The sequence below is a fragment of the Bacillus sp. IS1 genome (genome assembly GCF_032461585.1).
GTDB classification, from domain to species: Bacteria; Bacillota; Bacilli; order Bacillales; family Bacillaceae; genus Bacillus; species Bacillus velezensis.
In genome coordinates this window covers 1,147,962-1,162,309 of the sequence record NZ_JAWCWR010000001.1, presented here as the reverse complement: position 1 = coordinate 1,162,309, position 14,348 = coordinate 1,147,962, and the positions used below count along the sequence as shown (strand labels likewise).

Below are 14,348 nucleotides of genomic sequence, written 5' to 3'. Positions count from 1 at the left end.
TAAGGAGGTTTTTTTTTGTATGAAAAAAATCCTTCACCTGTTTGAGGTGAAGGATTTCGTCCGCTAATGAGCGGAATTTGACTGGATGGTTGACGAATTGGACTGCCCGTTGATAGTTGAAGATGAGTCTTGGTTTTTGTCCGTTTGACCGCTGTCAGGTTTATTTGTGCCGTCTGAACCGGAATCGGAATCATTATCAGAGCCGTTATCTTGCTGTCCGTTGTTATCCGTCCCGTTACCGGGCTGATTCTGATTGTTGTTATCCGTTTGATCCTTATCGGATTGATCCTGATTTTTATCTGAGTCATCAGTTGGTGTTTGATCCGATCCGTCTGACGTATCTGTTTGATTGTCATCTGTGTTTGAATCATCGGTTTGCGTCTTGTCTTTATCTTTATCTTCATCAGACTTCTGTTCATCGTCAGTCGCTTTATCTTTATCTGCATCGTCTTCTTCATCTTTCGGGACTTTGAAAGATGCTGATGCCGTATCGCTTTTTCCGTCATCGTTTTCCGCTGTCACCTGGAAGCTGTATGTGGAGCCTGGCGTGACATCTGAGACGACGGCTTCTTTTGCCGAACTGTTTTGAATGTCACTGTAGCTTCCGCCGTCAACGGATTGTTTGACATTGAATGTTGCATCACCGTCATAATTCCAGCTTAAGGTTAATGATTTTTTATCTTTGTCGTATTTCACTTGCAATCCTGTCGGTTTATCGGCTTTTTCTTTCGTGTACGTTTTAGAAACGGCAGTTGGCTGCGTTCCTTTCACGAAGTACTCCGTCACCTTTTTATCATCCGGTGTATTCGGTCCGGCTAAAGCGGCAGGATTCGAGCCTTTCTCAACCGTTTCTTTGACGACGCTGTCAGGCTGCTTAAAGCTTCCTTTACCGTCATCAACGTATGAGATCAGCTTTTGGAAAATCCGTTTTGCGACTTGCTGGTCAGCAGAAGACAGTGATTTCTTACCTGCTTTGTTGCCAGACTCAACTCCGGTCCAAACCGCTGCTGTATATTGAGGGGTGTATCCGACAAACCATGAGTCTGGGACTCCGCCTTGTGCGATGTTATATTTTTGAATATCACCTTTAGTAAAGTTTGTCGTACCCGTTTTACCGGCGACTTCCACGTTCGGTACTTGAGCTAGTCTGCCTGTTCCTGACTGCACGACTGTTTTGAGCATATCGGTAATCATGAATGCCGTGTAATCGCTCATAGCACTTTTCGGTTTCGGTGTTAAATCAAGCTTAGTGCCGTCATTAAATTCAATCGATGTGACCGCATGCGGTTCATTGTACGTTCCGTTATTTCCGAAAGCGCTGTAGGCGCCCGCCATTGTCATAGTAGATACACCGCGGTTATCCTGACCAAATCCTCCGATCGAATAAGATTCGGTTACACTCTCTTTGTTTAATCCTAGTCCTAAGTCATTTGCGAAGTCGACGGCATTATCTTTACCGGCTGCTTGATATGCTTTCAGAGCCGGAATATTACGCGAGTCTGAGAGGGCCTCTCGCATTGATATCATATTTCTGTATTTATTGTCATAGTCGTGAATCGGAGTGCCGTCAGAGTACGTATAAGCTGAGTCGTCAATCTGCTCATACGTCGACCATTTTTTATTTTCAATGACCGGGCCGTAATCAAGAATCGGTTTTATCGTTGAACCGGGCTGGGTTTTACCTTGTGTTGCATAATTGAATCCCCCGGTAGTTCTGTTCCGTCCTGCTCCGATGGCGCGGATTTCTCCGTTTGTCGTATCAAGGAGCGTGACGCCGCCCTGCATGCCTTCGGTAAATCCGGCTGTGTCGCCGTTCATCAATTGATCAAGATAATCTTGTGCTTTTGTATCAAGAGTCGTATAAATTTTCAGTCCGTCAGTTGAAATATCGACGTCTTTCTTTTCTTTTGTCTCAATTTCTTTCATAACTTCTTCGACAAAAGCACTGTATTTATTTGTGTCCTTTTTATCGTATTCCTTTTGGCTGACGACGCCTTCATCTTTCATGGACACTTTCTTCGCTTTTTGGTATTCAGAATTTGAAATGAATCCTTGTTTTTCCATTAAGCTGAGAACAATGTTTCGGCGTTTTTCGGAAGCCTTCGGATTTTTAACCGGGTTATATCCGGTCGGGCTTTGCGGCATTCCGGCAAGCGTCGCCGCCTGTTCAACCGTAAGCTTGCTCAAATCTTTTACGCCGAAGAATTCTTCAGCCGCTTTACCGACACCATAGGCGCGCGGTGAGAAATAAATTCTGTTTAAATACATTTCTAAGATTTCATCTTTAGAATAATGGCGCTCCAGCTGCAGTGAAAGCCACACTTCCTGTGCTTTCCGTTTAATCGTTTTCTGATGGGTCAAAAGCGAGTTTTTCACAACCTGCTGGGTGATTGTGCTTCCTCCCTCTGAACCGAATCCATCCGTAAAGTTGGCGACCAAGGCGCCTCCGATCCGGATCGGGTCTATACCGTGGTGCTTATAAAAACGGGCGTCTTCAGTTGCGATAAATGCTTCTTTCACAACATCGGGTATATCCTTAATCGGGACGTAGGTTCGTTTTTCGCCGCCCACTTCCGCGATTTCTTTGCCGTTTTTATCGTAAATCGTTGAAGAGTAAGGCGTTTTCAGCTTGGCTTCGTCCAAAGACGGCGCGCCGGAAACCAAAACGGCAAATGCCGCCGCTCCGCCGACTATGCCAAGGACAAACAGAATAACCAAGGACAGCACAATCTTTTTGAATAAACCGCCTTTACGCTGTTTCTTGCCTTTTTTCGGTGAAGAGGGCTTAGTGCTTTTCGTCTGCCTTGCCTTACGGCGTTCTTCACGGCTCATAAATTGATCTGACATAACATCTCAACCTTTCGTTTATCAACCTTTCGCTCAGTCTACTGTTCCTGCGAAAAATAAAGCTGTTCAATAATACTAATATAATCAATTCTCGGGGAGTATCCAAGGGAAATCGGAAAGGAAGCATCTTCTAATTCGTCTTTGCGAATCGATTTTCTGCCGTTGTTCTCCTTTCTCTCCCAAAAGACAAACAGCTTGTCGGCCTCGAGGAAATAAACCTTTCCGAAAGCGGATATAATAACAAAACAAATGCCGTCTTGCCTGACCACCTGCTTCATATGCTCAATCTGATGATCATGAAAATTCTGCAGGGGAAATGCCGTTTTGTTTTTTGTTTCTTTTGCCTCAAAATCAATGTAGCGTCCTTTATAAATGCCGTTGTAGTCAGTTGTGGAAGACTGTTTAAAATAAGCTTCCTTAATGACTGCGGCGCTTCTTTTCGGATAGTGGACGTTTACAATCTGGACGGGTGTCGGCTTTTTGTGAATGACAGCAATTTGGTTAGCCAGATAATACTTATTCGTTTCATTCAGGTCGTCTTCGAGGGTCATGCCGCGATTACTGTATGAATGGGACCGTTTCTGGCTGTTTTGGGATGAAACCGTTTTGTTCGGCTGAAAAGTTTTTCCATTCGGGTACCGAATCACTTTTTCCATCCTCCTTATCAAACTAATAGTGACGGAAGTGAATGAACGTGCATAAACGACAGACCGTAACCGCCATTCTTCGCCTGATCGAAAAAGAGACCAAAATAAAAAATGCTGATAATATTTCCCGGACGAATGCCTATAAAGCATATTATGACCGCCATCCTGAGATCAAGTGGCCGCTTTTGGCATCCTTTGTGTCCCGCAATGCGGGCTGGTCGATGACTGATTTAAGAGGCGTCCTTTATCAGGAGGGCCTTGACAGCAGTCAGAAAAACTGGTTTTTCCTTTCGTATGAAAGGGCGAATTGGCTGATTTTTTCTGATGCCTATCCTCAGCTTCTGGTCTACCAGTGGTCAAAACAAATCGGCGAACCTCTTTTCCGTCATCTTCCTCATTTCCGCGTCTCGGCTTTTATGCAGGAAGAATGGTTCCGCTTTTGGCGTGACGGAGATACGGAACGGCTCATGTATGCTCTTATTATAAATGAACAAAACACTATCCAAGCACCTATTATACAAAATCCTTCGTTTAAAAAGAATGTTTTTGGCACGATTCCTTTTTATTTAAGTGATTGGTTTCACTTTAATACGGTGATATTCCCTTCATTTGACGGACATTTATACGGAATTTCCGTCAAACGGTTTTCGAAAACCGAAGAAAGAATTACGCTCGGAAAACAGCTGGCCCGTCTTCTGTTCAGCCCTGATCTGCACGCTTCTTTTTACCGTTTTCTTGATACCGTTCCTCATACCGGTTCGCGCTTTGATATGGAGAAAATGATCGGCATCAAAAAAAGAACATCACCGATGCTGAGGACAACCTATCCTATTGTTGCCCACCCATTAGACGGCGAAAGGGCGGATTGGTTTCAAAAAAGGTTAAGAAAAGGGGCTTTCTTACAGGAGGAAATGCCGAAACAGCTTGAACTGACGGACTGGTACTTCCAAAAAAGACGGGAGCTCCATGCGCTCTTCGCGGTGAAAGAGTGGCTGAAGAAATGAAAAAGCCCGAAACCGTTCGCTGGGGTTTCGGGCTGCTGATGTGTTACGTGGAAGGGCGGTTTGGGCCGCCTAATTTTTTATCAAGCGTATCAGTCGTTTTTGCTTCGGTTTTTTGCTGTTTACCTGCATTTTTCGGTCTCGTTTTCATACGGCACCTCCTCAACTGTATCGTTTGCATTAACGTGCCGGTTCATACAAAGTTTGCGGCACTTTTTTGTCGAAAGGCACGCCTTTTAGGATAATCTCTGTTTGTTTGCCGAACTGCTTCTAGTTTTGTCATGTGCAAAGGAGAGCGGTATGAAAACGAGAATTATATTCTAAAGAGACGCAAGTGATAAAAGGGAGGAACATGAATGTCTGTTTACACGAGCAAGGCTGATATTCTCCGTCTGCTTTCTGATATTGAAATCCGGATTTCTGCTGCTGAAAAAACGCTTTCCCAAGCAGTCAGATCCTGTCAGGCGGAAGCTGAAGAAATCAGACAGGAGAAACTTTCCCGCCTTGAGGAGGAGGCGCGGGAGCTTCATGTTTGTATTGATGACCTGTTTTTGGCTGACCGGCGTAAAAAGGATTTGCCGAGAGCATGCCGGATCAGCTGATTTTATGCAAAAACTTTGGTACCATATGTACTGAGGTGAGTCCGTTTGCAGACACAGTCGTTATTGGAGCTGACAGAACAAATGATAGAGGCGGTTCTGGAAGCCGAAAAAAGGTATCAGGATGGAAAAGAGTCAGGCCGTTCATATGATTTTTTTGAGATTATTAAACCCGATGTTGAAAAAAGAGACCGGCTTTGCGCGCTTTGGACAGAAAAAGCGCTTGCGTTTATTCAGGAAAACCGTCCGAAATACGTTCATCACGCACAAATTCAGGCCGTTACAGAAAATTTCGGAGAGCTGATGCTCCAATCATATGTTCATCATATTCATAAAAAAAGATACAGGGATTTAACTGAATCTGTTTTATATACGCTTCGTATATTAAGGGATGAAATTGAAAAAGAAGGCAGCTGAAAACGGCTGCCTTCTTTTATATAAAGGGGTCGGGTATGTTATTCATACGCCGGGTTTTCTGCTCCACTTGCTTCGAGAACCTTCATACTGTTTCGAAATTCGGTTGCGGTGAGATGGCCTTGAATATAGAGGAATTTTGCAAAGTCCATCAGTTTATCTGCACAATCTGTTTCATATTTTTTCACTTCAGCAAAACGCTTTCTTAAGTATGATACGTTCATAATGGTGCATCCCCTCTCATGTATGTTGAGATTATGGTAACATAACGATTCGACTTTTTTCTGTTTTTAAAAAATTAAGACTTTCGACAGCATTTGACAAAGATCAGAATCACCGAAAGCACATAACCACGGCGGAATTCATACATATATAGCAGAAACTTAGTGAGAGACAAGGGGGAATGTCATATGCAATGGAGAGCGCAGCCCTATCAAAATATGTACCAGCAGCCGGCGGGATATTTCTACCCGCAGCAGATACAGCCATTACAGCAGCCGAGTCCGCAGCAGATACAGTCATTACAGCCGCCGTATCCGCAGCAGATACAGCCATTGCAGCCGCCGCCATATCAACAGCAAGGGCAGTACCCGCAGCAATTTTATCCGAATCAGGAATACGGTCATATGCAGCAGCCGTTTGCTCCCCCTCCTCCTCAGGCAGCCATGCCCGGGGGGCAACCGGGGTTTGTGAATCCTTACCCTGTTCCCAGACCGAATCAGCAGCAGTCTTCCCAATTCTCAGGCATACTCTCCCAGTTTAAAAAAACGAACGGACAGTTTGACTTTAATAAAATGATAGATACAACGGGGCAGATGGTAAGCGCCGTAAATCAGGTCGGATCGCTGGTGAAAGGCTTCACCAGTATCTTCAAATAAAAAGCATGAATGATATCCATCATTCATGCTTATTTTTTAGGGAAAAAGAGGGTAAGCGTCTGTTCATTCCAGGATGTTTCCATATCTTCTTCACTCACCTTATACGGGAGGACAACGGTTCTTGTCATGCTTGAAGACACACGGGATGAATGAGCCTGTTTATGATCGTAGCGGATTGTAACGTGAAGGTAGCACCCTTTCGTTTCCACCAGCATATCCCCGTCACGGAACGTCTCGGGAACGCTGATATCAACCGCGAGGCCCGTCGGCTCTTCTCTGACGTCAATCGTCACTTGCGCTTCAGTAAAAGCCGAATTGACAAGGTGCTGAAAACCCTGCATCAATTCTGCGAAGGGACCTGAGTGAAAAAATTGGTCCATCGCATGGCTGATGATGTCCTCATTTCTTTGCGGATCAAGTTTATCGTTTTGTGATTGATCCATATGACCACCGCCTTTTTACAAACAGACTATGCGATGTTATGCCGTATGGTTAAGAATTGAAGGAAAAAAGAAAGTATGGTTAAATAGTGGAGAATAAACTGGTAACGGATTCACATTTAGGAAGGGGAGCACAACACATTGCTGAAAAAATTATTCGGATTGGGAGACAGCCGGAAAAAGCCGGCCGAAGAAGTGATTTTTTCTCCGGCTGACGGAGCGGTGATGGATTTGGCTTCAGTGCCGGATCCTGTATTTTCACAAAAAATGATGGGGGACGGGATCGCCGTCGAGCCTGCAAACGGAGACATTGTTTCACCGGTTGAGGGTGAAGTGATTCAGCTGTTTCATACAAAACATGCTGTCGGCATCCGCACCCTTTCCGGAGCGGAACTTTTGATACATGTCGGTTTGGATACCGTCAATATGAACGGCGAAGGCTTTGAAGCGCATGTAAAAGAAGGCGACAAAGTGAAAACAGGTGATCTGCTTTTAACGTGCCGGCTGGATTTAATAAAAGAAAAAGCAAGCAGCACCGTCATCCCTATGGTGATTATGAATGGCGATGCCGCAGAACCTTTGCAATTTGCAGGCGCAAATGAAGCGAAAAAAGGACAAACAGAGCTTTTTACGATAAAAATGAAGTAGGCAGGGGCTGATTCCCTGCTTTTTTTCTTGTGCAGGATTTTCATCTAGCCAGGCAAACAAATATTCGGTAAACTGTACCTCATAAAGAGGTGTGAACGATGAAGAAAAAATTACTGAGCGAACTGATACAGGAATTAAAAAAACATGAAAATATTGTGCATTGGCATGAAGAGGAACCGCGGGAGGCGAAAACCATGCCGATGCCGGAGCAAGTAGATCCAAAAATTCGGGCGGCTCTCGAAAAGAGGGGGATCGAGCGGCTCTTTACACATCAATACTCCGCTTTTCAGACGGTTCAAAACGGAGAAAGCATTGTGGCTGTCACACCGACGGCCTCCGGAAAAACACTGTGCTATAATCTTCCGGTTCTTCAGTCTATCGCGGAAGATGCCTCAAGCCGCGCGCTTTATTTATTTCCGACAAAGGCGCTCGCACAGGATCAAAAAAGCGAGCTGAACGAAATCATAGACGAGACGGGCATGGACATTAAAAGCTTCACCTATGACGGAGATACGTCTCCGGCCATCAGGCAGAAAGTCAGAAAGGCCGGGCATATTGTGATCACAAATCCCGATATGCTTCACTCAGCCATTCTTCCCCACCATACAAAATGGGTGAGTCTGTTTGAAAACCTGAAATATATCGTCATTGATGAATTACATACGTACCGCGGCGTATTCGGCAGCCATGTGGCGAACGTCATCCGCCGTTTAATGAGAATCTGCGCTTTTTACGGAAGCAAGCCGTCATTTATCTGCACATCCGCCACAATCGCCAATCCGAGGGAGTTGGCGGAGCAGCTGACGGGAAAATCAGTGCGCCTGATTGACGACAACGGCGCCCCGGCCGGAAGAAAGCACTTTGCTTTTTACAATCCTCCGATTATAAATAAACCGCTGCATATTCGAAAAAGCGCCACCGTGGAAGTGAACGAACTTGCCAAAACTTTTTTGAAAAATAAGATCCAGACGATTGTTTTTGCAAGAAGCCGTGTCCGGGTTGAAATTATTTTAAGCCACATTCAGGAGATCGTAAAAAAGGAAATCGGCGCGAAGTCTGTCAGAGGTTATCGCGGCGGATATCTTCCGAAAGAAAGAAGAGAAATAGAGCGGGGGTTAAGAGACGGCAGCATTCTCGGGGTTGTCAGCACAAACGCGCTGGAGCTTGGCGTTGATATCGGCCAGCTTCAGGTCTGCGTGATGACGGGGTACCCGGGCAGTGTCGCGAGCGCATGGCAGCAGGCGGGCCGGGCCGGGCGCCGGCAGGGTGAGGCGCTTATCGTGATGGTGGCGAATTCTGATCCGATTGATCAATATATTGTGCGCCATCCTGATTATTTCTTTAAACGCTCGCCTGAATCTGCAAGGATTAATCCTGATAATCTCATTATATTGGTCGATCACCTGAAATGCGCTGCGTATGAGCTGCCTTTCAGAGCCGATGAAACATTCGGAGAAAATGATGCAAGAGACATTCTCGAGTATTTAGAAGAAGAAGGGGTGCTTCACGAAAACCGCGAACGCTATCACTGGGCGAGCGAATCTTTTCCCGCCTCCAACATCAGTCTCCGTTCGGCGTCACAGGAAAACGTGGTCATCGTTGACCGGTCAGAGACGGCTGATGTAAAAATCATCGGAGAAATGGACCGTTTCAGCGCGATGACGCTTCTTCATGATGAAGCGATTTATCTTCATGAAGGGGTGCAGTACCAGGTTGAAAAGCTTGATTGGGATCATAAAAAAGCGTACGTGCGAAAGGTCGATGTCGAATATTATACAGATGCCAATTTAGCGGTGCAGCTGAAAGTGCTGGACATTGACAGAACGGACAGCAGAAAGAAAACGGCCTTACATTTCGGCGATGTAACCGTGAACGCACTTCCGACAATATTTAAAAAAATTAAAATGACGACATTTGAAAATATAGGATCAGGGCCGATTCATCTTCCAGAAGAAGAACTGCATACCAGTGCTGCCTGGCTTGAATTGAAAGAGACGGATTCGGAGATCGGCGAAAAAACGCTTGAACAGCTGCTTTTAGGCATTGCCCACGTCCTGCAGCATATCGTGCCTGTATACGTCATGTGCGACCGAAATGACGTGCATGTCGTGCCGCAAATCAAAGCCGCACATACCGGACTTCCGACAATCTTTCTGTATGATCATTATCCGGGCGGAATCGGACTAGCTGATGAAGTATATAAGCGATTTGATGAAATCAATGAAGGGGCTGAGCGCCTGATCAGACAATGTCCATGTCAAGACGGATGTCCTTCCTGCATCGGCTCCGAAATAGAAGGAATAGATGCAAAGAAAGCGATACTCCGGCTCTTGAATTACGTGTAAAAGAAAAGGGGGACGAAAGATGTCCTTGAAAAATAAATTAAAGCGGATGAAAAACCACCTGAATGTGCCGGAAGCTGAAAAAAAGCCGGCAGCTTCACAACTTTCGGTCCCGGATATTCAAGTCCCATTTAGAGAAGAATGGGAGGCATTCGGAGTGAAGCCTTTCTTTTTTGAGGATGAATACTGTCTTATCCGCGAAACCGTCTATCCGCTTTCGCACCGTCACGGACGGTACAGCTTCAGTGAACTTGATGACGTCATGGCATTATGGAATAAAGGCGGTTTGACACATACTTTATCAGCAGAAGGATACGAAAAAAGCCAGCTGTTCTTCTTTGATACTGAAACGACCGGCCTCGGCGGCGGGGCCGGCAATATGATCTTTTTGCTCGGTCATGCAAGAGTGTATGAAGACCGTGTCGCGGTTAAACAGCATCTGCTTCCTAAACCGGGAAACGAGGCGGCTCTTTACAAAAGCTTTTTAAGTGAGGTTGACATTACGTCTCTTGTTACGTATAACGGAAAAGCCTTTGACTGGCCGCAGGTAAAAACTAGGCATACATTGCTGCGGGACAGGCTTCCGAAACTTCCTGACTTCGGACACTTTGATCTTCTGCACGGAGCGAGACGGCTTTGGAAACATAAATTAGAGCGTGTATCGCTTTCGGCGGTTGAAAATGAAGAGCTTGCTTTTAAAAGGGACGAAGACACCCCTGGTTATTTGGCGCCGATGCTGTATTTTCAATTTTTAAAGGCGGAGGACCCGGCTCTTTTAAAGGGAGTGCTCTCGCATAATGAACAAGATGTGCTTTCTCTCATCGCTCTTTACATCCATATGTCAAAAAAGATTTTTGCATCTTCTGATCAGACGTCAGAACGTCAGGAAGCATACGCCATGGCGAAATGGTTTATCGCTCATAAAGAAACCGATCGGGCTGTTTCACAGCTGGAAGCGCTGCAAGGCAAAGCCTTTGAAGATTCAGATCGGGCCCTTTTTGACTTAGCAATGCTTTATAAAAAACAAAACCGCAGGCAAGACGCCGTGCCCCTTTGGGAGAAACTGACGGGCTCTGATCTTCACATATGCAGACACCAATCAGCGGTAGAGCTGGCGATCTATTTTGAGCATCACGCAAAAGATTACAAAAAAGCTCTGCAGGCCGCGCAGCAGGCGGCAGAAGACGGGGAAATATCGGAAAAAGAAGCCGAGAAGCTCCATGTGAGAATTGCCCGGCTCAAGAGGAAATATTCCTCTTGAAATATTGCCCGGGAAAGCGCAAAAGCCGAGCTGTTTCGCCAAAAATATTTTTTTCTGAATCCGCATCGATTTTGTTGTAGAATGGTGCCGCATCTTGTAAAATAGCGTTAGTTATTTATAGGGGAGAGTTGGTATGTATAAAGGTGTTTTTTACTTGTTCTTTGTCGTGGTTTTTTTGATTGCGTTTGTATTTTCGAATTTTAAAGACAGCTTGCTGACGCACTTTTAAATTGGGTGATTGAATTAGAACATGCACCCTCTTTTCTTCATAACCTAACAGTGTAATAAAAGTTAATGGAGAGGGGATTTAGCATGTTTCATCATCATTGTTGCAGACCAAACGTGATGCCGCCGATTGTCCATCCGACTCATTGCTGTGAACACCATTGCTTTTCTAACACGGTTGTGCCGCATATTCATCCGCAACATACAACTAACGTAAATCACCACAACTTTGAGCACGTTCATTACTATCCGCACACTTTTTCAAATGTTGACCCGACAACTCACCAGCATTTTCAGTGCGGAAGCCCTTGCTGCGATCATTAGTATTGAACGCTTAAGCAAGATCGGTTAGGATATCAGCAAATCAAAATGGGGCCCGATGGGGAGCCCCATTTTTTAAGCAGGTGATCAATTGAAAGTATTAGCCGTAACAGGATACAAGCCGTTTGAACTCGGGATTTTTAAACAGGATGACCGGGCGCTTGTTTATATAAAAAAGGCGATAGAAACCAGACTCAGAAGCTTTATTGACGAAGGCTTGGAATGGATTCTCATATCAGGACAGCTGGGGACTGAGCTTTGGGCGGCAGAAACGGCGTACGATCTCAGAGAAGAGTATCCGGAATTAAAGGTTGCCGTTATCACGCCTTTCTACGGCCAGGAGGAAAAGTGGAAGGAGCCGAATAAAGAAATGTATGAAGCGGTGCTTGCTCAGGCAGATTATGAGGAGAGCCTGACGCATCGGCCGTACGAAAGTCCGCTTCAATTCCGGCAGAAAAACGCGTTCTTTATTGAAAAGTCAGATGCGCTTTTGCTTTTATATGATCCTGAAATGGAAGGATCGCCGAAATATATGCTGCAGCAGGCAGAAAAACGCCGTGAAACAGACGGATATCCGATTTATTCGATTACAATGGATGATCTCCGTGCCGCCGTTGAAGAAGAAGATTTCTTTACATAACACGTCAGAGAATATTTGACAACGGGACGTGTTTCTGAATAAAATATAACATGATGATTCACGATATGAGGTGAAAAAGATGCTTGCTGATAAAGTAAAGCTTTCTGCGAAAGACATTTTGGAAAAAGAATTTAAAACAGGCGTTAGAGGTTACAGACAAGAAGACGTTGACAAATTTTTAGATATGATTATTAAGGATTATGAAACCTTTCATCAAGAAATTGAAGAACTGCAGCAGGAAAATCTGCAGCTGAAAAAACAGCTTGAAGAAGCAAGTAAAAAACAGCCGGTGCAGTCCAATACGACCAACTTTGACATTCTGAAAAGGCTGTCCAACCTTGAGAAACATGTATTCGGCAGCAAACTTTATGACGAATAAGGCAGATGCACTTGTCAAATGAGACAAGTTGCTTTATAATGAACAAGTGTTCTTAACGTTCGGGTAATCGCTGCAGATCTTTGAATCTGTAGAGGAAAGTCCATGCTCGCACGGTGCTGAGATGCCCGTAGTGTTCGTGCCTAGCGAAGAAATAAGCTAGGGCAGCCTTGATAGGCTGACGGCAGGAAAAAAGCCTACGTCTCCGGATATGGCTGAGTATCCTTGAAAGTGCCACAGTGACGAAGTCTCATCAGAAATGGTGAGAGTGGAACGCGGTAAACCCCTCGAGCGAGAAACCCAAATTTTGGTAGGGGAACCTTCTTGAAGGAACTGAACAGATAGAAGGACAGAATACTTTCTGTAGATAGATGATTGCCGCCTGAGTACGAGGTGATGAGCCGATTGCAGTACGACGGAACAAAACATGGCTTACAGAACGTTAAACATTATTGATATGACAAATTAGAGCTCTCCTTAAAAGGGGAGCTTTTATCTTGAATGAAACGAAAGCTTAAAAGAGACAGGGTGATACGATGAAGAAGTACACACTAATAGCGACGGCGCCGATGGGAATTGAAGCGATCGTCGCCAAAGAAGTGCGTGATTTAGGTTATGAATGCAAAGTAGACAACGGAAAAGTCATTTTTGAAGGAGATGCGCTTGCGATCTGCCGCGCTAACTTATGGCTGCGGACGGCTGACCGCATCAAAGTACAGGTCGCCGAGTTTCAGGCGAAAACGTTTGATGAGCTGTTTGAAAAAACAAAAGCGATTGACTGGCGCGCGTACATTCCGGAAAACGCAAAGTTCCCCGTTATCGGAAAATCCGTGAAATCAGTGCTTGCCAGTGTGCCTGACTGCCAGCGGATCGTCAAAAAGGCGATAGCGGAAAAGCTGAAACTGCAATCAGGAAAACAAAATGAATGGATTGAAGAAACGGGACCCGAGTATAAGGTGGAGATTTCCCTTTTAAAAGATAAAGCCGTACTTACACTGGATTCATCAGGAACAGGCCTTCACAAACGGGGATACAGGGTTGATCAGGGAGGAGCTCCGATTAAAGAGACGCTCGCTGCCGCGTTAATTCAGTTAACCAACTGGACGCCTGACCGTCCGTTCGTCGATCCGTTCTGCGGTTCCGGCACGATCGCCATTGAAGCCGCTTTAATCGGACAAAACATTGCTCCCGGTTTTAACCGTGATTTTGTTTCAGAAGACTGGGAATGGATCGGAAAAGAACTGTGGGACAAGGCGCGTCTTGAAGTGGAAGAAAAGGCGAACTATGATCAGCCGCTGCAGATTTTTGCCAGTGACGTGGATCACCGGATGGTAAACATCGCCAAAGAAAACGCAGAAGAAGCGGGACTTGGTGACCTGATCGAATGCAAGCAAATGCGGGTGCAGGATTTTACGACAAAACTCGAATTCGGCGTAATCGTCGGAAACCCTCCGTACGGCGAACGTCTCGGCGAAAAAAGAGAAGTCGAGCAGATGTATAAAGAAATGGGCCGGGCATTTGAATTTCTTGATACATGGTCTGTCTACATGTTAACGTCAAATGAACAATTTGAAGAGGCCTACGGGAGAAAAGCAACCAAAAAACGGAAGCTCTTTAACGGTTTTATCAAAACGGATTATTATCAGTACTGGGCTAAAGTGCGGCCGCAGCGGAAAAAGCCGCAACAAAGAGAAGACGCCTGAAACAGC

The 14,348-nt window shown here is 45.2% G+C and carries 16 protein-coding genes, 1 other RNA gene and 1 pseudogene; 13 read left to right on the top strand and 5 right to left on the bottom strand.

All coding sequences use genetic code 11. The features are described from left to right. Nucleotides 1–63: 63 nt before the first annotated feature. Both RUW00_RS05585 and recU read right to left on the bottom strand, forming a co-directional pair. Nucleotides 64–2,847, bottom strand: coding sequence for a PBP1A family penicillin-binding protein (locus RUW00_RS05585; protein ID WP_280145272.1), 2,784 nt, complete (start codon nucleotides 2,845–2,847; stop codon nucleotides 64–66). Nucleotides 2,848–2,885: 38 nt separating this feature from the next. Then, nucleotides 2,886–3,494, bottom strand: a complete 609-nt coding sequence (gene recU / locus RUW00_RS05580) for a Holliday junction resolvase RecU (RefSeq protein WP_012117837.1) — start codon at nucleotides 3,492–3,494, stop codon at nucleotides 2,886–2,888. Nucleotides 3,495–3,535: 41 nt separating this feature from the next. Between recU and RUW00_RS05575 the strand changes: the two genes are divergently transcribed. Continuing rightward, on the top strand, nucleotides 3,536–4,498 hold the full coding sequence (locus RUW00_RS05575; protein WP_115940592.1) for a DUF2515 domain-containing protein: 963 nt from the start codon (nucleotides 3,536–3,538) through the stop codon (nucleotides 4,496–4,498). A 43-nt stretch (nucleotides 4,499–4,541) separates the two neighbouring features. On the opposite strand, the gene sspM is transcribed toward RUW00_RS05575, so the two are convergent. Next, the gene (gene sspM / locus RUW00_RS05570; RefSeq protein WP_003153525.1) at nucleotides 4,542–4,646 is read right to left on the bottom strand and encodes an acid-soluble spore protein SspM; all 105 of its coding nucleotides are present in this window, start codon (nucleotides 4,644–4,646) and stop codon (nucleotides 4,542–4,544) included. Nucleotides 4,647–4,851: 205 nt separating this feature from the next. Here sspM and RUW00_RS05565 point away from each other — a divergent pair, with 205 nt between their 5' ends. Both RUW00_RS05565 and RUW00_RS05560 read left to right on the top strand, forming a co-directional pair. Next, the gene (locus tag RUW00_RS05565) at nucleotides 4,852–5,097 is read left to right on the top strand and encodes a DUF5446 family protein (protein ID WP_280145271.1); all 246 of its coding nucleotides are present in this window, start codon (nucleotides 4,852–4,854) and stop codon (nucleotides 5,095–5,097) included. A 45-nt stretch (nucleotides 5,098–5,142) separates the two neighbouring features. Next, nucleotides 5,143–5,511: a YppE family protein gene (locus RUW00_RS05560; protein WP_072177164.1), complete on the top strand. Its 369-nt coding sequence runs from the start codon at nucleotides 5,143–5,145 to the stop codon at nucleotides 5,509–5,511. Nucleotides 5,512–5,549: 38 nt separating this feature from the next. Here the strand turns inward: RUW00_RS05560 and RUW00_RS05555 are convergent, their stop codons facing one another. Next, nucleotides 5,550–5,732, bottom strand: coding sequence for a YppF family protein (locus tag RUW00_RS05555; RefSeq protein ID WP_003153532.1), 183 nt, complete (start codon nucleotides 5,730–5,732; stop codon nucleotides 5,550–5,552). A 186-nt stretch (nucleotides 5,733–5,918) separates the two neighbouring features. Here RUW00_RS05555 and RUW00_RS05550 point away from each other — a divergent pair, with 186 nt between their 5' ends. Further along, nucleotides 5,919–6,386, top strand: coding sequence for a YppG family protein (locus tag RUW00_RS05550; RefSeq protein ID WP_280145270.1), 468 nt, complete (start codon nucleotides 5,919–5,921; stop codon nucleotides 6,384–6,386). 29 nt (nucleotides 6,387–6,415) lie between these two features. On the opposite strand, the gene RUW00_RS05545 is transcribed toward RUW00_RS05550, so the two are convergent. Then, a complete protein-coding gene (locus RUW00_RS05545; protein ID WP_029973660.1) occupies nucleotides 6,416–6,829 on the bottom strand; it encodes an Hsp20/alpha crystallin family protein in 414 nt (137 codons plus the stop codon). Nucleotides 6,830–6,967: 138 nt separating this feature from the next. Here RUW00_RS05545 and RUW00_RS05540 point away from each other — a divergent pair, with 138 nt between their 5' ends. The 9 genes and pseudogenes from RUW00_RS05540 to RUW00_RS05500 all read left to right on the top strand — a co-directional run bounded on the left by RUW00_RS05540 (nucleotide 6,968) and on the right by RUW00_RS05500 (nucleotide 14,342). Further along, nucleotides 6,968–7,474 carry a PTS sugar transporter subunit IIA gene (locus RUW00_RS05540; protein WP_012117833.1) on the top strand — a complete coding sequence of 169 codons (507 nt, stop codon included), beginning with the start codon at nucleotides 6,968–6,970 and terminating at the stop codon, nucleotides 7,472–7,474. Between the two features lie 98 nt (nucleotides 7,475–7,572). After that, nucleotides 7,573–9,819, top strand: coding sequence for a DEAD/DEAH box helicase (locus tag RUW00_RS05535; RefSeq protein WP_280145269.1), 2,247 nt, complete (start codon nucleotides 7,573–7,575; stop codon nucleotides 9,817–9,819). A gap of 19 nt (nucleotides 9,820–9,838) precedes the next feature. Next, complete coding sequence (locus RUW00_RS05530; protein WP_095272851.1) at nucleotides 9,839–11,077, top strand: ribonuclease H-like domain-containing protein; 1,239 nt, start codon at nucleotides 9,839–9,841, stop codon at nucleotides 11,075–11,077. Nucleotides 11,078–11,198: 121 nt separating this feature from the next. Further along, a pseudogene (locus RUW00_RS05525) lies at nucleotides 11,199–11,306 on the top strand (hypothetical protein); the annotation flags it as partial. 83 nt (nucleotides 11,307–11,389) lie between these two features. Continuing rightward, nucleotides 11,390–11,626, top strand: coding sequence for a spore coat protein CotD (cotD, locus tag RUW00_RS05520; RefSeq protein ID WP_003153539.1), 237 nt, complete (start codon nucleotides 11,390–11,392; stop codon nucleotides 11,624–11,626). A gap of 88 nt (nucleotides 11,627–11,714) precedes the next feature. Beyond that, nucleotides 11,715–12,263 (top strand): SLOG family protein, encoded by a 549-nt coding sequence (locus RUW00_RS05515; protein ID WP_007409499.1) that lies wholly within the window; start codon nucleotides 11,715–11,717, stop codon nucleotides 12,261–12,263. A gap of 79 nt (nucleotides 12,264–12,342) precedes the next feature. Next, nucleotides 12,343–12,642 (top strand): cell division regulator GpsB, encoded by a 300-nt coding sequence (gene gpsB, locus RUW00_RS05510; RefSeq protein ID WP_003153541.1) that lies wholly within the window; start codon nucleotides 12,343–12,345, stop codon nucleotides 12,640–12,642. A 55-nt stretch (nucleotides 12,643–12,697) separates the two neighbouring features. Continuing rightward, nucleotides 12,698–13,079: RNase P RNA component class B (gene rnpB, locus RUW00_RS05505), an RNA gene on the top strand. 96 nt (nucleotides 13,080–13,175) lie between these two features. Next, nucleotides 13,176–14,342, top strand: coding sequence for a THUMP domain-containing class I SAM-dependent RNA methyltransferase (locus tag RUW00_RS05500; RefSeq protein ID WP_014418227.1), 1,167 nt, complete (start codon nucleotides 13,176–13,178; stop codon nucleotides 14,340–14,342). Nucleotides 14,343–14,348: the final 6 nt, after the last annotated feature.